General features: G+C 73.1%; 18 protein-coding genes. 10 read left to right on the top strand and 8 right to left on the bottom strand.

Annotation, left to right across the window (positions count from 1 at the left end; all coding sequences use genetic code 11):
* Positions 1–93 precede the first annotated feature (93 nt).
* Positions 94–1,428, top strand: coding sequence for a diaminopimelate decarboxylase (locus AB0C96_RS19555; protein ID WP_362918905.1), 1,335 nt, complete (start codon positions 94–96; stop codon positions 1,426–1,428).
* A gap of 1 nt (position 1,429) precedes the next feature.
* On the opposite strand, the gene AB0C96_RS19550 is transcribed toward AB0C96_RS19555, so the two are convergent.
* The 4 genes from AB0C96_RS19550 to AB0C96_RS19535 all read right to left on the bottom strand — a co-directional run bounded on the left by AB0C96_RS19550 (position 1,430) and on the right by AB0C96_RS19535 (position 6,111).
* A complete protein-coding gene (locus AB0C96_RS19550) occupies positions 1,430–1,945 on the bottom strand; it encodes a hypothetical protein (protein ID WP_362918962.1) in 516 nt (171 codons plus the stop codon).
* A 64-nt stretch (positions 1,946–2,009) separates the two neighbouring features.
* Positions 2,010–3,026, bottom strand: coding sequence for a MurR/RpiR family transcriptional regulator (locus AB0C96_RS19545; protein WP_362918904.1), 1,017 nt, complete (start codon positions 3,024–3,026; stop codon positions 2,010–2,012).
* A gap of 160 nt (positions 3,027–3,186) precedes the next feature.
* The gene (locus tag AB0C96_RS19540; protein ID WP_362918961.1) at positions 3,187–4,671 is read right to left on the bottom strand and encodes an aromatic amino acid ammonia-lyase; all 1,485 of its coding nucleotides are present in this window, start codon (positions 4,669–4,671) and stop codon (positions 3,187–3,189) included.
* Positions 4,672–5,010: 339 nt separating this feature from the next.
* The gene (locus AB0C96_RS19535) at positions 5,011–6,111 is read right to left on the bottom strand and encodes a sigma-70 family RNA polymerase sigma factor (RefSeq protein WP_362918903.1); all 1,101 of its coding nucleotides are present in this window, start codon (positions 6,109–6,111) and stop codon (positions 5,011–5,013) included.
* Between the two features lie 124 nt (positions 6,112–6,235).
* Here AB0C96_RS19535 and AB0C96_RS19530 point away from each other — a divergent pair, with 124 nt between their 5' ends.
* Positions 6,236–6,835, top strand: coding sequence for a class I SAM-dependent methyltransferase (locus AB0C96_RS19530; protein ID WP_362918902.1), 600 nt, complete (start codon positions 6,236–6,238; stop codon positions 6,833–6,835).
* Positions 6,836–6,924: 89 nt separating this feature from the next.
* Here the strand turns inward: AB0C96_RS19530 and AB0C96_RS19525 are convergent, their stop codons facing one another.
* A complete protein-coding gene (locus AB0C96_RS19525; RefSeq protein ID WP_362918901.1) occupies positions 6,925–7,971 on the bottom strand; it encodes a LacI family DNA-binding transcriptional regulator in 1,047 nt (348 codons plus the stop codon).
* A gap of 221 nt (positions 7,972–8,192) precedes the next feature.
* Here AB0C96_RS19525 and AB0C96_RS19520 point away from each other — a divergent pair, with 221 nt between their 5' ends.
* The 4 genes from AB0C96_RS19520 to AB0C96_RS19505 all read left to right on the top strand — a co-directional run bounded on the left by AB0C96_RS19520 (position 8,193) and on the right by AB0C96_RS19505 (position 11,776).
* The gene (locus AB0C96_RS19520) at positions 8,193–9,182 is read left to right on the top strand and encodes an amidohydrolase (RefSeq protein ID WP_362918900.1); all 990 of its coding nucleotides are present in this window, start codon (positions 8,193–8,195) and stop codon (positions 9,180–9,182) included.
* Positions 9,179–9,739, top strand: coding sequence for a cysteine dioxygenase family protein (locus AB0C96_RS19515; RefSeq protein ID WP_362918899.1), 561 nt, complete (start codon positions 9,179–9,181; stop codon positions 9,737–9,739). Before AB0C96_RS19520 ends, AB0C96_RS19515 begins: the two co-directional genes overlap by 4 nt.
* A 115-nt stretch (positions 9,740–9,854) precedes the next feature.
* Entirely contained in the window at positions 9,855–11,321 is a 1,467-nt protein-coding gene (locus AB0C96_RS19510) for a cytosine permease (protein WP_362918898.1), read from the top strand.
* A 41-nt stretch (positions 11,322–11,362) separates the two neighbouring features.
* Positions 11,363–11,776, top strand: coding sequence for a hypothetical protein (locus tag AB0C96_RS19505; RefSeq protein WP_362918897.1), 414 nt, complete (start codon positions 11,363–11,365; stop codon positions 11,774–11,776).
* Positions 11,777–12,182: 406 nt separating this feature from the next.
* Here AB0C96_RS19505 and AB0C96_RS19500 read toward each other — a convergent pair whose 3' ends face one another.
* Positions 12,183–13,571: a cystathionine beta-synthase gene (locus AB0C96_RS19500; protein ID WP_362918896.1), complete on the bottom strand. Its 1,389-nt coding sequence runs from the start codon at positions 13,569–13,571 to the stop codon at positions 12,183–12,185.
* A 198-nt stretch (positions 13,572–13,769) separates the two neighbouring features.
* On the opposite strand from AB0C96_RS19500, the gene AB0C96_RS19495 reads away from it, so the two are divergent.
* The 3 genes from AB0C96_RS19495 to AB0C96_RS19485 all read left to right on the top strand — a co-directional run bounded on the left by AB0C96_RS19495 (position 13,770) and on the right by AB0C96_RS19485 (position 17,767).
* Positions 13,770–14,783: an SGNH/GDSL hydrolase family protein gene (locus AB0C96_RS19495; protein ID WP_362918895.1), complete on the top strand. Its 1,014-nt coding sequence runs from the start codon at positions 13,770–13,772 to the stop codon at positions 14,781–14,783.
* A 231-nt stretch (positions 14,784–15,014) separates the two neighbouring features.
* Positions 15,015–16,235 carry an acetyl-CoA C-acetyltransferase gene (locus tag AB0C96_RS19490; RefSeq protein WP_362918894.1) on the top strand — a complete coding sequence of 407 codons (1,221 nt, stop codon included), beginning with the start codon at positions 15,015–15,017 and terminating at the stop codon, positions 16,233–16,235.
* Positions 16,236–16,822: 587 nt separating this feature from the next.
* The gene (locus tag AB0C96_RS19485; RefSeq protein ID WP_362918893.1) at positions 16,823–17,767 is read left to right on the top strand and encodes a hypothetical protein; all 945 of its coding nucleotides are present in this window, start codon (positions 16,823–16,825) and stop codon (positions 17,765–17,767) included.
* Positions 17,768–17,834: 67 nt separating this feature from the next.
* On the opposite strand, the gene AB0C96_RS19480 is transcribed toward AB0C96_RS19485, so the two are convergent.
* Positions 17,835–18,194, bottom strand: a complete 360-nt coding sequence (locus AB0C96_RS19480) for a hypothetical protein (protein ID WP_362918892.1) — start codon at positions 18,192–18,194, stop codon at positions 17,835–17,837.
* Between the two features lie 98 nt (positions 18,195–18,292).
* Between AB0C96_RS19480 and AB0C96_RS19475 the strand changes: the two genes are divergently transcribed.
* Positions 18,293–18,520 carry a DUF4287 domain-containing protein gene (locus AB0C96_RS19475; RefSeq protein WP_362918891.1) on the top strand — a complete coding sequence of 76 codons (228 nt, stop codon included), beginning with the start codon at positions 18,293–18,295 and terminating at the stop codon, positions 18,518–18,520.
* Positions 18,521–18,630: 110 nt separating this feature from the next.
* Here the strand turns inward: AB0C96_RS19475 and AB0C96_RS19470 are convergent, their stop codons facing one another.
* Positions 18,631–19,494 carry a Bax inhibitor-1/YccA family protein gene (locus AB0C96_RS19470; protein ID WP_362918890.1) on the bottom strand — a complete coding sequence of 288 codons (864 nt, stop codon included), beginning with the start codon at positions 19,492–19,494 and terminating at the stop codon, positions 18,631–18,633.
* Between the last annotated feature and the right edge of the window lie 584 nt (positions 19,495–20,078).

Below are 20,078 nucleotides of genomic sequence, written 5' to 3'. Positions count from 1 at the left end.
CGCGGGCGTCCGGCACCGCGGGTGCCTGGCACCGCGGCGCGGCAGGCCAGTATCCGATGGCGCCGAGCCCCTGGTCGGTGGTGGAGTGGATGCATGAGCTTCACGGACCGGGACCGTGCCGTACAGGCGGCCGTCGCGCGGGGGCTGGTGAGGGCGGGGGAACCGGTCGCCGGGCTGTTGGACGTGGCCGGGGTGCGTCGGGCCGCGGGTGAACTGCGCGCCGCGTTCGAGGAGTTCGCGGCGCCCGGGACACCGGTGCTGCATGCGTTCGCGGTGAAGGCCGCCTCGCTCGTCCCCGTGCTGCGGCTGCTGGCTCAGGAGGGGCTCGGCTGCGAGGTGGCCAGCCCCGGAGAGCTGGCACTGGCCCGGGCCGCCGGGGTGCCGGTCACCCGCACGGTGCTGGACTCGCCCGCCAAGACCCCCGCCGAACTGCGGGAGGCGCTGGCCCTCGGGATCGCCGTCAACGCGGACAACCCCGAGGAGTTGGCCCGGATCGACCGGCTGCTGGCCGCCGCGCCGAGCGCCGCGCCCGTCGGCCTGCGGGTCAATCCGCAGATCGGCGGCGGCAGCATCGGGGCGATGAGCACCGCCACCGACACCTCCAAGTTCGGGGTTGCGCTGCGGGACGAGGGCGCCCGTGACTGGGTCGTCCGCGCCTTCCTCGCCCGCCCCTGGCTGACCCGGCTGCACGCCCACGTCGGTTCCCAGGGCATGCCGCTGGAGCTGATGGCCGCCGGTGTGCGGGTGCTCTTCGAGCTCGCCGAGGAGATCAACGAGATGGCCGGCCGACGCCAGGTCGACACCCTCGACATCGGTGGCGGCCTGCCGGTCAACTTCTCCTCGGACACCACCACCCCGACGTACCGCGAGTACGCCGCACTGCTGCGGTCGACCGTCCCCGGGCTGCTGTCCGGCCGCTACGGCCTGGTCACCGAGTTCGGCCGCTCACTGCTGGCCAAGCAGGGCACGGTCCTGGCGCGCGTCGAGTACGCCAAGACGGCGGGCGGCCGCCCCATCGCCGTCACCCACGCCGGTGCGCAGGTCGCCACCCGTACGGTCTTCGTGCCCCGGTCCTGGCCGATCCGCGTCGCGGCCTACGACGCCGAGGGCCGGCCCAAACCGGGTGAGCCGGTCGCGCAGGACGTCGCGGGCCCGTGCTGCTTCGCCGGTGACCTGGTCGCCGAGAACCGCCCGCTGCCCCTGCTGGAGTCCGGCGACCACGTCGCCCTGCTGGACACCGGCGCGTACTACTTCTCCACCCACTTCGCCTACAACTCGCTGCCCCGTCCCGGGATCTACGGCTATGCGGTCGCCGCCGACGGCACCGTGCGCTTCGCGACCGTCCGCAGCCCGCAGACCCTGGAGGAACTGCTGGCGGAGAGCGGCGTCGGGCACGGGGAGGAGCTGGGCGACCTGGGGAGAAGCTAGGTCAGTCGCGCAGCTGGGGAGTGTCTTCCCGGCTGCTCAGCGCACGGTCCGGCCACCTCCGGGCCGCGCACCCCCGGTCCGGGCACCACCGGGCCGTGCTTCCCCGGCCCGCCGCGCCGCCGCGCCGTGCGGCTTCCGTACGCACCCACAGCAGTGCGTCCTGCTCCCGCTCCCGGCGCCCCAGCCACCAGGCCTTGGCCCACAGGCCGGGCGCCGCCCCCGCCATCAGCAGCCCGCCGGCCGCGGGCAGGACGAACGACGAGCCGACCGCTGCCAGGAAGGCGCCCAGCAGCCACCAGCGGTGCGCCCGTCGCCAGACGCGGATGGTGACCGCGCGGTCCTGGAGGATGACCGCCTTCCCGGCGTGCGACGCCCCGCGCGCCAGCGCCGCGTACCGCCCCCGCCGCACCGCGAACGCCACGCACGCCGCGAGCACGCCCAGCGCCGCACCCGCCGACAGCCCGATCGTCCGCCCGGTCAGACCGGGATCGGGCCGAGAGCGCCGGAGCGTAGTCAGTGCGGATGAGGATTCCCTGAGACGGCGGCGGGGCGGCAGGCACCCGCGGGGCGCCCCGGCGCCGTCACTCCACGAAGAGCCCCCGCGCCGCCGCCCTGGCGTCGAACTCCTCCAGGCGGGCCTGGGCATCGGGCAAGTCGTCGCACATCGCTTCCAGCAGGACCCGGCCCAGCAGCATCGGGGCGCAGGCGGTGTCGAAGGCCAGGCCGGTGCCGACCGGGGCCGGGAGGAGGAGGTCGGTGTGGTGGGCGACGGGGGCGAAGGCGCTGTCGGCGACGGTGACGACGGTCAGGCCACCGGCGCGGGCGTAGGCGAGGGCGTCGACGACCTCGCGGGGGTGGCGGGGCAGGGCGAAGCAGATGAGGGCGCTCGCCCCGGCGTGTACCGCGGCGTCGATACGGTCGGTGAGCATGGTGCCGCCCTCGTCCAGGAGGCGGACGTCCGGGTGGACCTTGCGGGCGAAGTAGGCGAAGCCGGCGGCCTGGGCGGTGGCGGCGCGCAGGCCCAGGACGGGGAGCGGGCGGGAGGCGGCGAGCAGCCGGCCGGCCGCCATCACCGGCGAGGGGTCGGCGAGCGCGGCGGCCAGATGGCGGAGGTTGTCGATCTCCGCCTGGACGGCCTGCTGGTACTCGTTGAGCGAGCCGTTGTCGCCGGACTTCTCGGCCGGGGCGACCTCGCGCAGATGGCGGCGGAGCGCCGGGTAGCCGTCGAAGCCGAGGGCGACGGCGAAGCGGGTCACGGAGGGCTGGCTGACGCCGGCCAGTTCGGCCAGTTCGACGCTGGAGAGGAAGGGCGCATCGGCGGCCCGGCGCACCATGCAGTGGGCGATCCGGCGCTGGGTGGGGGTCAGCCGGTGGCCCTCGAAGAGCTTCTGGAGGCGGGCGGCGGTGCCGGTGTCGGCGTCGGCGGCCGCCGGTGGCTGGTCGGCCCGCGCCGCCCCGGTCCACGCCTCCTCGGCCCGGTCCCGCTCCGTGCCGACCGACCGGTTCCCAGCCGACCGGTTCCCGACCGACCGGCTCTCGACCGACCGGCTCTCGGCCGCGCTGCCGGTGCCGCCGCCGTTGACCCCGTCCCCGCTCATCGCCTCTTCTTCCCGGCCCGGTCAGGGGCCTTTTCCTGTGTCGACCGACTGTACGGAATTTCTGGCTCCCGACGGCCCGGAGCAGCCCGTGTGGCGTTCCGCCGACGTTCCGCCCGCACGGCCTCACCGCCGTGGCCCGGGTGCACCCGCACCACGGCCCTCACACCTCCGCCAAGCCGTCGAGCAGCCCCGTGGCCACCGCGACGTCGTCGGTCAGCGGGCGGTCCTCCATGCGGGGGTCGAGGGCGTCGGCGGCGAGGGCGTAGGCCGTGGCCAGGGGGAGGTCGGGGTCGGGTGCGAGGGAGCGCAGGCGCAGGGCGCGTACCGCCGCGACCAGTTCACAGGCGAGGACCTGGCGGAAGTGGGCACCGGCGCGCAGGGTCTGGCGGGCGCCCAGGGAGGCGAAGCTGGCCTGCTCCTCGACGCCGCGGGAGAGCACGGCGTGGCCGAGGGAGGCCGGGTGGGAGACCGCGCGCATCTCGCCGAGCGCCGCACCGGCCGCGTATTCGAGGATCATCACGCCGGAGCTGGCGGGAGCCGCGTCGCCCAGGAAGGGGCGGAGCCGGGTGAAGTCCGGTTCGGAGAGCGCGGCCAGGCGGGCGGTGGAGAGCCGGGCGGTCTGGAGGACGGCGAGGCGGAAGGTGTCGAGGGCGAGCGCCACCTGCGCGGCGTAGAAGTTGCCGTGGTGGTACGCGGCCTGGTCCTCGATGCTTATCAGGGGGTTTTCGGCGGCGGCGTTGACCTCGACGGTCAGCACCGCGTCGAGGGTGTCGGCGGCGTCGAGGGCGGGGCCGTGGATCTGGGGGAGGCAGCGGAAGCCGTACGGGTCCTGGATGCGGCCCAGGGGCGGGGTGGGACGGGCCGGGACGCCGCAGAGGGTGCGGATGCGGGCGGCGGCGGCCGCGGATCCGCGGTGCGGGCGGGCGCGCATGACCGGCTCGGCGAAGGCCTCGTAGGAGCCGCCGACCGCGAGCAGCGAGAGCGCGGCGACGGGGAGCGAGGCGGCGAGCACCCGGCGGAGTTCGTCGAGGGCGAGCGCGGACTGGCCGAGAGTGAGCGCGTTGCTGCTGATCAGGGCCAGGGCGTCGTTGTTGTCCAGCGGAACGGGGGCCGGGGGACGGGCCCCGTCCGGGCAGTGCCAGGGGTGTTCCCCCGCCAGCGCGAGGCCGGTCTGGGCGAGGGCGGCCAGGTCGCCGGTGCCGACCGCGCCGTGCTCGTTGACGACGGGGTGGGCGCCGGAGTCCAGCGCGGTGAGCAGCGCGGTGATGACGGCGGGGTTGACGCCGGCGCCGCCCGCGAGCAGCTGGTTGGCGCGGACCGCGAGCATGGCCCGGACCTCACGGGCCGGCAGCGGGTCGCCGATCGCGCCGGCGTGGCTGCGCAGCAGGCGGAGTCCGTGTGCGGCGTCGGCGGCCCCCACGTCCTGTGTGCGGTTCGCACCGACGCCGGTGCTGCGTCCGTAGATCCGGCCGGTGGCGGCGAGGCGGCGGGCGGTTTCCCAGGAGGCGCCGGCACGGGCGAGGGCCTTCGGGTCGGGCTCCGCGGGGCGCGCGGTGCGCGCCGCGAGGGCCGCGATGTCGGCGGTGCGCAGACCGGTGCCGTCGAGGGTGATGCGCCGGCCGACGCGACGGCCGTTGTCCGGCATGCGGGAAGCCACGGCGCTCAACTCCCTCTGATATCGCTCTTCGTGGACGAGAGTCCGACACCACATTCCGTACGGTGAAGCGGAGTGAGCGGCGGAATCCCGTGAGAAAACCACACGAGAAATCCCACGAGAAGACCCGCGAGTGCCCCGCGAGTGCCCCGCGCCGGACGACGCGGCGTCACCGGCGCTGCACTTCCGCCCCCTGCCCCTATTCACGCACCTAAGACTCTGCATGACGATATGCAGGCCGGGCAAGGGGCAGCGGCTGATCAGCTGCGACGCAGTCGGCCGGCGATACCCGACGGGCACCACAAACCGAGGTGCCGCCTCGGGCACGCCCTAGCCAGCGGCCCCCGGCCGGTCCCCCGTAGACGGGCCGTCGTAGCGCGGCGGCAGCCCGAACAGCGGGAAGAGCCGCTCGGTGTCGAGGAAGGACTGTAGGGCGGTGACGTGCCCGCCCTCGGTCTCGATGACCTGGATCGCCCAGGGCGAGCCTCCCCCGGACTCCGTCCGGGAGGTGCCCCCGGCGCGGTACTGGCCGAACGCCGGCCGGCCGTTCGCCGCGACCGGCACCAGGTGCGAGCCCTGGCAGCCGCGGCCCGGCCCGAGCAGCCACTTCAGGATGTCCGCGCGGCCGCGCAGCCAGAGCTCGTACGGCGGCATGGAGAGCGTGCAGTCCTCGTGGAGCAGGGCCGTCAGGGCGTCCATGTCGAACCGTTCGAAGGCGTCGACGTACCGCGCGAGCAGGGCCTGCTGGGCATCGTCCAGGGGGCGGGGCGGTGCGTCGGCGGCCTCACCGGTGGCGGCGAGGGTGGCCCGGGCCCGTTGCAGCGCGCTGTTGACCGAGGCGACCGAGCTGCCGAGCAGCTCCGCGACCTCGGCCGCCGACCAACTCAGCACCTCGCGCAGGATCAGCACCGCCCGCTGCCGGGGCGCCAGCCGTTGCAGCGCGGAGATGAACGCCAGCCGGATCGACTCCCGGGCGACGGCGGTCTCGGCCGGGTCCCCGGCGGACGCCAGGACCCGCTCGTCCGGCACCGGACCGATCCAGGTCGCCTCGGGCAGCCCGGTCCCGATCGGGGTGTCCACGCTCGACGGGGAGGAGAGGTCCATCGGCCGGGCCCGGCGCCGGCTGCCCTTGAGCAGGTCCAGGCAGACGTTGGTGGCGATCCGGTAGAGCCAGGACCGCAGCGACGACCGCCCCTCGAACCGGTCGTGGCCGCGCCAGGCCCGCACCAGGGTCTCCTGCACCGCGTCCTCGGCCTCGAACGCCGAGCCGAGCATCCGGTAGCAGTACCCGGTCAGCTCGGTGCGGTGCGCCTCCAGACGGTCCGCCAACTCCCCTTGCGGCGCTGCCGGTTCGCCCCCTTCACCGCCCGCCGACGCCCCTGTCGGGGATCCGCCCGGCGCCGTGGTACCGCTCGTCGAGGACCGCTTCATCGAGGACCTGCCCCTCCGCCCGTAGGCCGGCCGCCGGCCGCCGCGCCCCGACGGTACCGGAGCGCCCGGCACCAGTTTGCTCCTCCGGCACGCCGGTCGCGCGCCGTGGATCTACGGTGTCGTCATGACCGACATCGCCGGCACCACCCGCGAGACCTATGACGCCATCGCCCCCGCCTACGCCCGGCGGTGGCGCTCCACGCCGCCGCCGGTGACGGCCGCGGCCGACCGTCTGGCGGGGCTGCTCGCGCCGGGCGCCCGGATCGCGGACGTCGGCTGCGGGCCCGGGCACCAGACGCGTCTGCTGCGCGACCGCGGCTTCCGGGTCACCGGCTTCGACCTCTCCCGCGAGATGCTCGCCGCCGACGCGGTCCCCGGCCTCGTCCAGGCCGATATGCGCGCCCTCCCGCTGGCCGCTTCCGCCGTCGACGCGGTCTGGTGCGTGGCCGCCCTGCTGCACGTCCCGCGACCCGAAGTCCCCGCGGTGCTGGACGAGTTCGCCCGGGTCGTGCGGCGGGACGGCCTGCTCGCCCTGAGCCTCGCCGAGGGCGACGACGAGGGCTGGGAGCCCGTGTCGTACGCGCCGGAGCTGCGGCGCTGGTACGTCGGGCACCGCCTCGCCCCGCTCACCGCACTGCTGGCCGGCGCGGGCTTCGAGGTGACCGGCCACACGCGCTGGACCACCCACCGCGACTGGCTGATGCTGCACGCGCGACGGCGGTGAGGGCCCGCGGCGCTCCGCCCGGCGGACCAGTCCGGCGGATCAGTCCGGCGGATCAGTCCGGGAGGTCAGTCCGGGGGCAGTCCTGCGGATCAGCCCGGCTCCGCCACCCGGAGCGCCGATCCCCGCTCGGACAGCCGCGGCGCGCACAGGATGCGCTTGCGGCGGACCCGGCGACCCTCGATGGCGGCGACCGCGAGGCGGGCGGCCTCCTTGGCGATGTCGGTCAGGCCCCAGTCGACGGTGGTCAGCGGCGGGGTGAGGACGCGGGAGACGGGGTGGTCGTCGAAGCCGACGACGGCGAGGTCGCGGCCGACGGTCAGCGCGGCCTCGGCGGCGGCCGCGTAGACGCCGTAGGCGATGGAGTCGGAGAAGCAGAAGACGGCGGTGGGCGGGGCGAGGCCGGGGGCCGGGCGGCGGCCGTCCGGGCTGTTGGTCAGCACCCGCCGGGCGACCGCGGTCGCCTCACCCAACTCCTGGGCGCAGGGCAGCACTTCGACCTCGATGCCGAGCCGGTCGGCGGCCTCGCGGACATAGACGTCGGCGGGGCGGTCGGGGGTGGAGGGGCCGGTGGGGGTCAGCACGGTGACCCTGCGGTGCCCGAGGCCGCGGAGGTAGTCCAGGACGGCGTCGATACCGGCGCGGTTGTCGAAGAGCACCTCGCCCGCGGTACGGGCCCGGCTCAGCGCGTCGCCGATGGAGACCACCGGCACCGCTTCGGCGATCTTCGACCAGCCCTCGGCGGACGGGTCGACGGGCGAGACCAGCAGACCGTCGACGCGCTGGTCGCGCAGCTGCTTGGCGAGGGCCAGCTCGCGCTCGGGGTCACCGCCCGCGTCGAGGATCAGCGCATAGCGGTCGCCGGCCAGCAGTTCGCGCCCTATGGCGGCCATCAGCTGCTGCTGCCACAGGTCCTGTAGGTCTCCGACGAGGACGCCGACGGTGCTGGTGCGCCCGCTGGCGAGGGCGCGGGCGATCGGATCGGCCTCGTAGCCCAGGTCGGCGGCGGCCTTGCGCACCCGCTCCTCGGTCTCCTTGGAGACGTGCTTGCCGCGCAGGGCGTAGGAGACGGCGGCGGTGGAGAGTCCGGTGGCCTCGGCCACCTCGCGGAGGGTGGTGCGCTTATTGGGCCTGGCCATGTCCGGAAGCCTACCCAAGGAGGCGCCTGACCCCCGCGCGCGAGGCGGCGCACCGGGCGGGGGCCGGGCAGGGGCCGGGCAGGGTCCGGGCAGCGGCCGGACGGGACGCCCCGCCCCCTGGCGGAGCACCGTGCCGGGCCTTGACAGCACGCGTGGTTAATCGCTTCACTTAATCGCATAAGTTAAGCGGTTAAGTGAAGCGGTTGAGGAGGTCTCGGCCCGTGCCCGTCGACGTCCATCAGCACCTCTGGCCGCCCGCGTTCCTCGCGCTGCTCCGGGCCCGGAGCGCCCCGCCGCGGCTCGACGGCTGGACGCTGCACCTGCCCGGCGAGCCCCCGTACGCCGTGGACCCGACGGACCACGACATCGCGGCCCGGACCCACCTCGCCCGCGCCGACGGCCTCGACCTGGCCCTGGTCTCCCTCTCCAGCCCGCTCGGCATCGAACATCTGCCGCCCGAGGAGGCCGCGCCGCTGCTCACCGCGTTCCACGACGGCGCACTGGACCTGCCCGCGCCCTTCGGCGTCTGGGCCTCGGCCTGCCTCTCCCCGCCCGAGCCGGACACCGAGGCGCTGCGGCGCGAGCTGCTCCGCGGCTGCGCGGGCCTCCAGCTGCCCGCCACGGCGCTGCTCGACGCCGAGGGCTGGGCCCACTGCGCTCCCCTCCTGGACATCGCCGTCGAGCTGGACCGGCCGCTCTTCGTCCACCCCGGCGCGGCGCCCGCCCTCCCCCGGCCACCGTTGGGAGGCACCCCCGTCCCGCCACCACCCCGGGCCGACACTTCACCGCCCCTCCCCCCTGCCGACAGCGCGCCCGCCTGGTGGCCCGCGCTGGTGCCGTACGTCCAGCAGATGCACGCCTCGTGGTTCGCCTTCCGCGCCTTCGGCCGCCCGCGCCACCCGGACCTGCGGGTCTGCTTCGCGGCGCTGGCCGGGCTGGCGCCCCTCCACGGTGAGCGGCTGGTCGCCCGCGGCGGCGGCCGGGACCGCGGCCGGGTGGACCACCGCGCCTTCTACGAGACGTCCTCGTACGGGACGCGTGCGGTGGACGCCCTCGTGCGGACGGTCGGGATCGACGTGGTCGTCAGCGGCAGCGACCGCCCCTACGCCTCCCCCGTGATCCCCGACCTCGGCGCGGACGCCGCCGTCCACGCCCTGCGCACCGCCAACCCGGCCCGGCTGCTGGGCCCGACGGAAGGAGCCCGCTCATGACGACCACCGCCTCCCAGGCCGCCACCGCCCGTGAGGTCCCCGACGGCGCGCAGCCGTTCACCGCACTGCCCGAGCGCAACCTCGACAAGCACGAGCTGAAGGACCTGGTCGACGCGCTCGCCGCCCGCCCGGCCCTGTGGCGCGAACAGGTCGCGTTCTCCGACCACGAGCGCCACTACGCGTCCCTGTACCGCGACGAGTTCGTCGACGTCTGGCTGCTGTGCTGGACCCGGCAGAACGACACCGGCTGGCACGACCACGACCTCTCCTCCGGGGCGGTCCGGGTCGTCCAGGGCGTCCTGACCGAGTCCAACCCCCGGATCGGCGGGGAGCACCTGGCCACCGCCGTCGGCGCGGGCACCTCCTTCTGCTTCGGCCCCGACCACATCCACCGTCTCACCGGCGCCACCGATGACGCGGTGTCGGTGCACGCCTACTCGCCCCCGCTGTGGCGCCTGGGCCAGTACACCCTCACCGAGGACGGGCTGATGCGCCGGATCTCGGTCTCGTACGCGGACGAGCTGCGACCGCTGGGCGAGGCGTCGCCGGCCGCCTGAGCCGCGGCCGGCGCCGAAAGCGCGTCAACGTCTTTCCGCTCCCCACCTATTGACCATCCATTCACCGCAGTTGATCCTGCATGAACCCATGCAGGAACCGACCCGAGGCGGATTCATGGCAGGTGTGGTCGAACGGCGCTCGATCGACGTCGTCCCCGACGACGAACGGCACGGCAGCGCGGTCAGCCAGTTCACGCTCTGGCTGGGCGCCAACCTCCAGATCACCGCGGTCGTCACCGGCGCGCTGGCCGTCGTGTTCGGGGCGAACGCCTTCTGGTCGTTGATCGGGTTGCTGCTCGGCAACCTCCTGGGCGGGGCGGTGATGGCGCTGCACTCCGCGCAGGGGCCGCGGCTGGGCCTGCCACAGATGATCTCCTCGCGGGCGCAGTTCGGCGTGCGCGGCGCGGTGGTCCCGCTGGCGCTGGTCATCGTGATGTACATCGGGTTCTTCGCCAGCGGCAGCGTGCTGGCCGGGCAGGCGGTGGGCGAGCTGACGCACCTGGGCGAGACGCCCGGCATCGTCCTCTTCGCCGCGGTCACCGCGCTCGCCGCGGCCGTCGGCTACCGCCTCATCCACACCCTCGGCAAGCTCGCCGGCCTGGTCTGCGCGCTGGCCTTCGTCTACCTCGGCATCCGCCTGCTGCACCGCGTCGACCTCGGCGCGCTGCTCGCCGACCACCGCTTCGGGCTGCCGGTCTTCCTGCTCGCCGTCTCGCTCTCGGCCTCCTGGCAGCTGGCGTTCGGCCCGTACGTGGCGGACTACTCGCGCTATCTGCCCCGGCACACCTCGACGCGGGCGACGTTCTGGTGGACGCTCTCGGGTTCGGTGCTCGGCTCGCAGTGGTCGATGACCTTCGGCGTGCTGGCGGCCGCGGCGGCACCCACCGCGTTCGTGGGCCACGAGGTCGGCTACGTCGTCGGCCTGGGCGGCACCGGACTGATCGCCTCGCTCCTCTTCTTCGTCATCGCCCTGGGCAAACTCACCATCAACGTCCTCAACACCTACGGCGGCTTCATGTCGTTGGTGACCAGCGTCAGCGGCTTCCGGGGTCAGCGCACCCTCTCCGCGCGCGGCCGGTCGGCGTACATCGCGGGGATCATGTGCGCCGGCACCGCCGTCGCCCTCCTCGGCAAGGACTCCTTCCTGACGTCCTTCAAGGACTTCCTGCTCTTCCTGCTGACCTTCTTCACTCCGTGGTCGGCGATCAACCTCGTCGACTACTACCTGATCTCCAAGGAGCGCTACGACATACCGGCGCTCAGCGATCCGGACGGCCGCTACGGCGCGTGGAACCTCCGGGCCCTCGCCGTCTACGCCGTCGGCGTGCTCGCCCAACTGCCGTTCCTGGCAACGGCCTTCTACACCGGACCGCTGCTCGCCCCGCTCGGCGGCGCCGACATCTCCTGGCTCGTCGGCCTGGCCGTCCCCGCCGTCCTGTACCGGCTCACCACCCCGCCCGACCGCGCACCCGCCCCGGAAGCGACGGCGCCCGACGGGGAGCACGGAGAGCACGGGGAGCACGGAGAGCACGGAGAGCACGGAGAGCACGGGGAAACAGCCCCGGCCGGATTGGGGGGATAGCCCTACCGCGCCGCGTTCCGGCGCTCCGTAGCCTCGACGACATGCCGACACACGAGGCCGATCTGCGCAAAGAGCTCGACGCGACCCTCCAGACCCGCAAGGAACTGGGGCCGGAGTACGAGTCGGAGCTGCTGGAGTCCTTCCTGGAGAAGCTGGACCGGAACGTCGACCAGCGGGTGCGGCGGCAGCTCGCCGAGCAGCAGGTGCAGGTGGCGCGGGGCGTCCGACCGGCGGGCCGGTCGGGCGGTGGGCACGAGTACTGGGAGCGGTTCGGGGTCGCCACGGTGTCGCTGGTGCTCGCCGTGCCACTGTCCGCGGTGGCCGTCGCCGGTGCCGAACTGCCGGGGCTGCTGGCGAGCTGGGCCGGCATCGTCGGCGTCAACGCGGTGCACAGCCTGGGCCTGTGGAACCTGCTGCGCTCGCGCGGGGAGCACCGCAACGGGGAGTGGGACTGACGGCCGGTGGGCCGACGCCCGGGGCGGACGGAGCAGCCGACGCCCGGAGCAGCCGGAGCAGCTCACACCCGGCGCGGCCAACGACCGGGGCACACAAGGGTGTTGCGGGGACCGCCGCACCCCGGCCGGGGCCGGGGGCGGGACGACGGCGGTCCCCGCAAGGGACGCGCTCCGGGTCAGAACCGGTCGTCGCATCCGGGAGGCGACGGTGGAGGTCCGGGAGCCGCTCCGGAGGTCCGTATCGCCATGCACATCACTGTGCCTGACGAGTGTTAAGCCCGTGCTGCCAACACATGACGCATACGTACACCTTGCGGTGACGGGCCGTTTCCTGACGGCAACCTGACGCCGCCGCGGCCCGGCACGTCCCGGCGGCCGCCCCGAGGACGACCGCCGGGACGGGCTGTTACTTGCCGGCCTCGCGCGCCAGGAAGGCCAGCAGGTCCTGCCGGCTCACCACGCCCTTCGGCTTGCCCTCGACGAGGACGATCGCCGCGTCCGCGCTCTCCAGGACCGCCATCAGGTCGGAGACCGACTCGCCCGAGCCGACCTGCGGCAGCGGCGGGCACATGTGCTTCTCCAGCGGGTCGGTCAGCGACGCGCGCTGGGTGAAGAGCGCGTCCAGCAGCTCCCGCTCGACGACGGAGCCGACGACCTCGGCGGCCATCACGTCCGGGTGCCCGGCGCCCGGCTTGACGATCGGCATCTGCGAGACGCCGTACTCGCGCAGGACGTCGATCGCCTCGCCGACGGTCTCCTCGGGGTGCATGTGCACCAGCGACGGCAGCGCGCCCTCCTTGTACTGGAGCACGTCGCTGACCCGCGCCGCGGTGCCGCCCTCCTCCAGGAAGCCGTAGTCGGCCATCCACTCGTCGTTGAAGATCTTGGAGAGGTAGCCACGGCCGCTGTCCGGCAGCAGCACCACCACCACGTCGTCCGGCCCGAGCTTCGCGGCGACCTCCAGCGCGGCCACCACGGCCATCCCGCAGGAACCGCCGACCAGCAGGCCCTCCTCCTTGGCGAGGCGCCGGGTCATCTGGAAGGCGTCCTTGTCCGAGACCGCCACGATCTCGTCCGCGACCGTACGGTCGTAGGCGGTCGGCCAGAAGTCCTCGCCGACGCCCTCGATCAGGTACGGGCGCCCGGAGCCACCGCTGTAGACCGAGCCCTCGGGGTCGGCGCCGACGACCGTGACCCGGCCCTCACTGGCGTCCTTGAGGTAGCGGCCGGTACCGCTGATCGTGCCGCCGGTGCCGACGCCCGCCACGAAGTGGGTGATCCGCCCGTCAGTCTGCGCCCACAGCTCGGGGCCGGTGGACTCGTAGTGGGACCGCGGGTTGTTCGGGTTGCTGTACTGGTCGGGCTTCCACGCCCCCGGGGTCTCGCGCACCAGGCGGTCCGAGACGTTGTAGTACGAGTCCGGGTGCTCGGGGTCCACCGCGGTCGGGCACACCACCACCTCGGCGCCGTACGCCCGCAGCACGTTGATCTTATCCGTGGACACCTTGTCCGGGCACACGAAGATGCACTTGTAGCCCTTTTGCTGGGCCACGATCGCCAGGCCCACGCCGGTGTTCCCGGAGGTCGGCTCCACGATCGTGCCGCCCGGCTGTAGCTCCCCGGACTGCTCGGCGGCCTCGATCATCCGCAGCGCGATCCGGTCTTTGACCGACCCGCCCGGGTTGAAGTACTCGACCTTGGCCAGGACGGTGGCCTGGATGCCCTTGGTCACGTTGTTGAGCCGCACGAGCGGGGTGTTGCCGACGAGCTCAATCATCGAATCGTAAAACTGCACGGTGGTCTCCGCGGTCGGGGGCACGCTCTCCTGCGCCCGTGCCGCCAGCCTATTGCCCGGGTGGGCCGGCGGTCGGATGCGTTGCGTTCCGTGCAGGAACGGGCAACACCCTGTTGTAGGAGTTCTTGCTGATTCAAGAGCGCGTCCGGCTCCTCGGGGCCGCGGCGCGCCCGCACTGCACGGGGAGGTGCCCGGCCCATGCCGATGACGATGTCCAGGGCGAGAGTGGCGCGGCGGATCGCGACCGCGGCCGCGGTCGGCGGCGGCGGGATCGGCCTGCTGGGCGTGGCCGCCGTCGGGCTGCTGCTGACCGAGGTCCAGCTGGCCCGCCGCACGGTCGGCGGCTCCAACGACATCCCGCCGTGCGCGGACGGCCGCTACGGCGCCGCCTTCGGACACCGCACCGACCGCCCGCCGCTGCGCCTCGGCTTCCTGGGCGACTCCACGGCCGCCGGCCAGGGCGTGCACCGGGCCTCCCAGACACCGGGCGCGCTGCTCGCCTCGGGCCTCGCCGCGGTCTCCGAACTGCCGGTGGACCTCCACAACGTGGCGCTGCCGGGCGCCCAGTCCGACGACCTGGCGCGACAGGTGGAGCTGGTGCTGGCGGACGACACCGGGATCCCGGACATCTGCGTGATCATGATCGGCGCCAATGACGTCACCCACCGGTTGCCGCCCGCACAGTGCGTGCGCCACCTCTCCGAGGCGGTGCGGCGGCTGCGCACGGCGGGCTGTGCCGTGGTGGTGGGCACCTGCCCCGACCTGGGCACCATCGAGCCGGTCTACCAGCCGCTGCGCTGGGTGGCCCGGCGGCTCTCCCGGCAGCTCGCGGCCGCCCAGACCATCGGTGTGGTCGAGAACGGCGGGCGGACGGTCTCGCTCGGCGATCTGCTGGGCCCCGAGTTCGAGGCGCGTCCGCGGGAGCTGTTCGGGCCGGACAACTACCACCCGTCGGCCGAGGGCTACGCGACCGCGGCGATGGCCGTCCTGCCGACGCTGTGCGCCGCCCTGGGGCTGTGGCCGGAGGAGGAGCGGCCGGAGCCGGCCCGCGGCGAGGGCATCCTGCCGGTCGCGCAGGCGGCCGTCGAGGCGGCCGCCGAGGGCGGCACGGAGGTCACCGCCTCGCGTGCGCGCTGGGCGCTGCTCAAGCACCGCAGGCGCCGCCAGCTGCCGGCGGCGGAGCCGACGGACAGCTCGTCGGTCACCGGGTGACGCAGCGGTCCCGGTGCGGCCGCGATCCGGCACGGTGCGGCCGCGATCCGACACGGTGCGCTCGGGGGCAGGGCACGGGCGGGGCCGTGGGGAATACCCGTCGCCCCCACCCCGTTCCCATAAGCGCCCGCTTAGAAAAGAGGCCCGCATCACAGGCCGCAGCTCGTGACCTCAGCAGTACGTGCAGGTAACTTCCCTCACAGTCTTTCCCCTTGTCCTTCAGGAGCCGTGATGCCCGAAGCCGTGATCGTCTCAGCCGCCCGCTCCCCGATCGGCCGCGCCTTCAAGGGCTCGCTCAAGGATCTGCGCCCGGACGACCTGACCGCGAAGATCATCGAGACCGCCCTCGCCAAGGTCCCCGAGCTGGACCCCAAGGACATCGACGACCTGATGCTCGGCTGTGGTCTGCCGGGCGGCGAGCAGGGCCACAACCTCGGCCGCATCGTGGCCGTCCAGATGGGGATGGACCACCTGCCCGGCTGCACCATCACCCGCTACTGCTCCTCCTCGCTGCAGACGACCCGCATGGCGCTGCACGCCATCAAGGCCGGCGAGGGCGACGTCTTCATCTCGGCCGGTGTCGAGATGGTCTCCCGCAGCGTCAAGGGCACCTCGGACGGTCTGCCCGACACCCACAACCCGCTCTTCGCCGACGCCGAGGCCCGTACCGCCGCGCGCGCCGAGGAGGAGGGCGCGGGCTGGCACGACCCCCGAGAGGACGGCCTGATCCCGGACGCGTACATCGCGATGGGCCAGACCGCGGAGAACCTCGCCCGCCTCAAGGGCGTCACCCGCCAGGACATGGACGAGTTCGGCGTACGGTCCCAGAACCTCGCCGAGAAGGCGATCAAGGACGGCTTCTGGGAGCGGGAGATCACCCCGGTCACCCTGCCCGACGGCACGGTCGTCTCCCAGGACGACGGCCCGCGCGCCGGCGTCACCCTGGAGGGCGTCCAGGGCCTCAAGCCGGTCTTCCGCCCCGACGGCCTGGTGACCGCCGGCAACTGCTGCCCGCTGAACGACGGTGCCGCGGCGCTGGTCATCATGTCCGACACCAAGGCCCGCGAGCTGGGCCTGACCCCGCTGGCGCGGATCGTCTCCACCGGCGTCTCGGGCCTGTCCCCCGAGATCATGGGGTACGGCCCGGTGGAGGCCAGCAAGCAGGCGCTCCGGCGCGCCGGCCTCTCGATCTCGGACATCGACCTGGTCGAGATCAACGAGGCGTTCGCCGCCCAGGTGATCCCGTCCTACCGGGACTTGGGCATCGACCTGGACCGGCTGAACGTCAACGGCGGCGCGATCGCCGTCGGCCACCCCTTCGGCATGACCGGCGCCCGGATCACCACCACCCTCATCAACTCCCTCCAGTGGCACGACAAGCAGTTCGGCCTGGAGACGATGTGCGTCGGCGGCGGCCAGGGCATGGCGATGGTCATCGAGCGGCTGAGCTGAGCTGTAGCGCAGCGGAAGCGAAGGTCAGCGTGACCATGGGCCTGTGCGGCTGAGCTGAGCTGTAGCGCAGCGGAAGCGAAGGTCAGCGTGACCATGGGCCTGTGCGGCTGAGCTGAGCTGTAGCGCAGCGGAAGCGCGGTCGCCCGTTGGGTGTGCGCGGAGGAAGCGGACCAACTCCCGCCCCGCGCACACCCTTCGCTGTCGTGCGAACACGGGCGGCGACCCCGGCGTGAGCCGTGTCACGCGTTAACAAGATCGCGACCCAATCTCCCCCAGGATTGTGACCAACGCCCTGGGGGCGAGGCGTTCTTGCAGGTCATCATGGGTTCACCCCAACGTACGAGGCCCATGGCCCCCAGCATTTCGGGACATAGTGCACTGGGAGCGGTCGCCGACCCCCGGCAGGCTGATGTAGGAAGTCCGAGAACATTCTGCTAACGGGAGTACGCCGGTGAGCCAGCCGCCACCAGGAGTCATTCCGTGAGCGAGCGCATCAAGGGGGTCACCCCCACCGAAGGGCGGGGGAAGTCCGTGTACCGATGCGCGGCCCATGGGAAGTGGGCCGCCGAGCGAAGTGGGGAGGACGCATGAGCGTCAGCACCCTCGTCCTGCTGCTGACTGCGGCCGTCGCCGTGGCGCTGGGCGTCGTCGCCCTGCGCACCGCCCGTGCGCTGCGCGGCCAGATCGCCGAGCTGCACTCCGAACTCGTGGCCGCTCGCCGGGACGCCACCGCGCGCGCGGAGGCGGCGCACCCGGCCGATGCGACCATCCCGGCCGCCCGCACCACGCCGGCTGCCGAGACGCCGCTCGCGGACATACGGGCCGCCGTGGCCGATGCCCTGGCCGAGGAGCGCGAGCGGGAGCTGGCCGAGGCCCGTGCCTTCTGGGCGGCGCAGGAAGCCCGGGACGCGGCCGACGCCCCGTCCCTGCTCGGCGGCCTGGTCGGGCTCGGCGACGAGGGCCCGCTGGACGCCCGTACCGAGGGGCGCGAGCTGGAGCGGCCGGAGTTCGACCGGTTCGACACCCACCCGTTCCTGCCCCGCCAGGCGGACTTCGCCGGTATCGAGCCGCTGCTGGGCCCGGACGCCCTGGAGTCGGTGGAGGCGCTGGAAGCCCTGGACGCTCCGGAGTTGGAGCCGGTCGAGGAGACCGAGTCCGCCGAGCTGGCCGCCGCTCGCCGACGCCACCCCTCGCACCCGGACTTCTCACCGTCCCCGGTGATCAGCGACCACGAGCGCACCGTGGCGCGACTGGAGGAGCTGGCGCAGGAGCGCACTCCGGTCGCGGACGTGCGCCCCGGTCCGCTGGGCACCCTCGACGTCTACGTCTTCGCCGACGGCACCACGCTCTGCCTGACACCCGGGCAGCGGGAGGCCGCGGAGCGCGTCGCCGGTGCGCTGCACGATGGGCTCACGCCGGTGCTGCTGGGCGGCTCCGGTATCTCCGGTGCGTACGCGCTGACCTTCTCCTGGGGCGAGAGCCGCGACGAGAGCGTCTACATCCTCGCCGACCGCGTCATCGCCTCGCTCTGAACTGGCTCTGGGCCTCAGCTCTGGGCCTCGCTCTGAGACGGGGCAGCCCGAGCAGCCGGCCCCGCCGCTAGCAGCGTTCCGCCGTCGCCCGTACGAGTCGCAGGGCCTCCGCCAGTTCCTCGGCGGGGGCCGCTTTCGCGTCAGAGTCGGCCGCGTCGCCGGCCGGGCGGGCGGCCGCGGTCCGCAGCGCCTCGATGAGGTCATGTCCGGCCACCGAAAGTTGGTCGCCGACCGCGAACATCCCGGCGTCGGGGAGCTCGCGCACCGGCTCTCCGGGCCGCTCGATCAGCTGGGCACGGGTCGCCAACCGGCGTGCCAGCGCCAGCCCTTCGGCGGCCGCGCCCTGGCTGAGCCTGCTCTGCGGCAGCGCTCTGAGGCGGTCGGCGAGGGCATCGACGGCGGTCTGCAAGGGGGTCACGTCAAGCACGTCGTGAGCCTATGCGCCACTCCCGGGTGGTTGCCAACGGCGGAACGGTCAGGCACGGCGTGCTGAAGAACCAGCATCGACCGCGTCCGGAGGCGCCGATGTCTCAGCTCTTCTCCGAAGAGACCCACCGGAACATGCTCTCCCGTATCCCGCACTGCACCGGCCGGGAAATCTCCGACTGGCTCCGCACCGTTGAAGAAGGCCCCGCTCTCTTCCGTTTCGACGAAAAGGTCAGCTGGCTCCGTGGTGAGCACAACCTGTCATACGGACACGCCAAGGCGATCGTCCACGAACACGACCTCAGGCGCGCTGCGCGGAAGCTCTGACCCACGATGACGGGCTTACTCCCCGCCGGCGCAGAACACGCACCCTCCAAGCCGAAGGGCCCGCAGGCAACTGCCTGCGGGCCCTTCGTCGGGTGGTGCGCCGTGGTGCGTCAGTCGCCCCGGAGGATGGAGATCAGCCGCAGCATCTCCATGTAGATCCACACCAGCGTCAGGGTCAGGCCGAAGGCCGCCAGCCAGGACTCCTCGCGCGGAGCGCCGTACGCGATGCCGTCCTCGACCTGCTTGAAGTCCAGGGCCAGGAACAGCGCGCCGAGGACGACGCCGACGATGCCGAAGAGGATGCCCAGGCCGCCGCTGCGGAAGCCGAGGCCGTCACCGCCGCCGAACACCATGAACAACACATTGACCAGCGACAGCAGGACGAAGCCCATGGCCGCGATCATCACGAAGCGGGTGAAGCGGGCGGTGACCCGCACGATTCGCGTCTTGTAGGCGACCAGCATCGCGACGAACACCGCCATCGTGCCCAGCACCGCCTGCATGGGGGCGCCGTTCATCTTCGGCAGGTCGTTGATGAAGCCGCTGAGCGCGCCGAGGAAGACGCCCTCCAGCGCGGCGTACGCCAGGATCAGCGCGGGCGACGGCCTGCGCTTGAAGGACTGGACGAAGCCCAGCACCATCGCCAGCAGACCGGCGCCGACGGCGAATCCGAGCTGCTGGGTCAGGAACAGCCAGCCGACCGTGGCGCCGGCGATGACCGTGCCGAGCGTCAGGCCGGTCCGCGTGACGACATCGTCCATCGTCATCGCGTCGGACCGCGGCACGTACTGCGGCGGTGTCTGGGTGGCGGGCTGCTGGCCCTGGGCGTACGGGTTGCCGCCCTGTGCGTAGGGGTTGGTGCCGGCGTACGGGTTCGCGGTGGGGCCCCCGGCCTGCGGCGGTGCGTTGAAGCCCGCGTAGCCGGTGTCGCGGCTGAAGCCCCGTCGCGAGAAGACCGGGTTGCTGCTCCTCATCCTCACTCCTCCATGGCCGCCCTGCGCGGCCTTGACGGCAAGCGTAATGGGTTGGCAAAGGCACGTCGCTAGTACTTGAGCAGGATCTTTCCCTGATCGTGCCGCGACACATCCGCCATGAGGAGGACGTACGGGAGGGCGCCCAGGTGCCCGGGGCGGCGGGACGATCGGGTCACACCGTGGCCGGCCGGGGGCTATTCGATCAACCGCGGCCGGACGTCACCGCCGCATCCGGAACGGCTATTTCCTGCTACTTCCCGCTGCTTCCTGCTACGTCCCCCCGTGCCGCTCCGATACGGAATCCGATAAATGTCTGATCGCAACGCGTCCTACACGCGATCAGGCAACGTACGTCACATGACGGCAGGCAACCGATTCGCCGGGGCGGCCGTCTTCCCCTCCGGCCGGAACCTGCCCGGCGGGCGGATCTCCAGGGATGACGCACGGTCAAGATCCGAGCGCCGAAGTACCCCTTCCTGATGCCACGGCGACTCACTGTATGTAGCGCTATGGGTGCGATTGGTTGTTATCGGGGGGTACAGATAGGGCTATTCTGGCGGGAAACAGCAGCGAAAGAGGGTTGA

The organism is Streptomyces sp. NPDC048506, assembly GCF_040651315.1.
Classification (GTDB): Bacteria; Actinomycetota; Actinomycetes; order Streptomycetales; family Streptomycetaceae; genus Streptomyces.
Note: the sequence above shows the minus strand (reverse complement) of the source record. Positions and strands in the feature narration are given on the sequence as shown.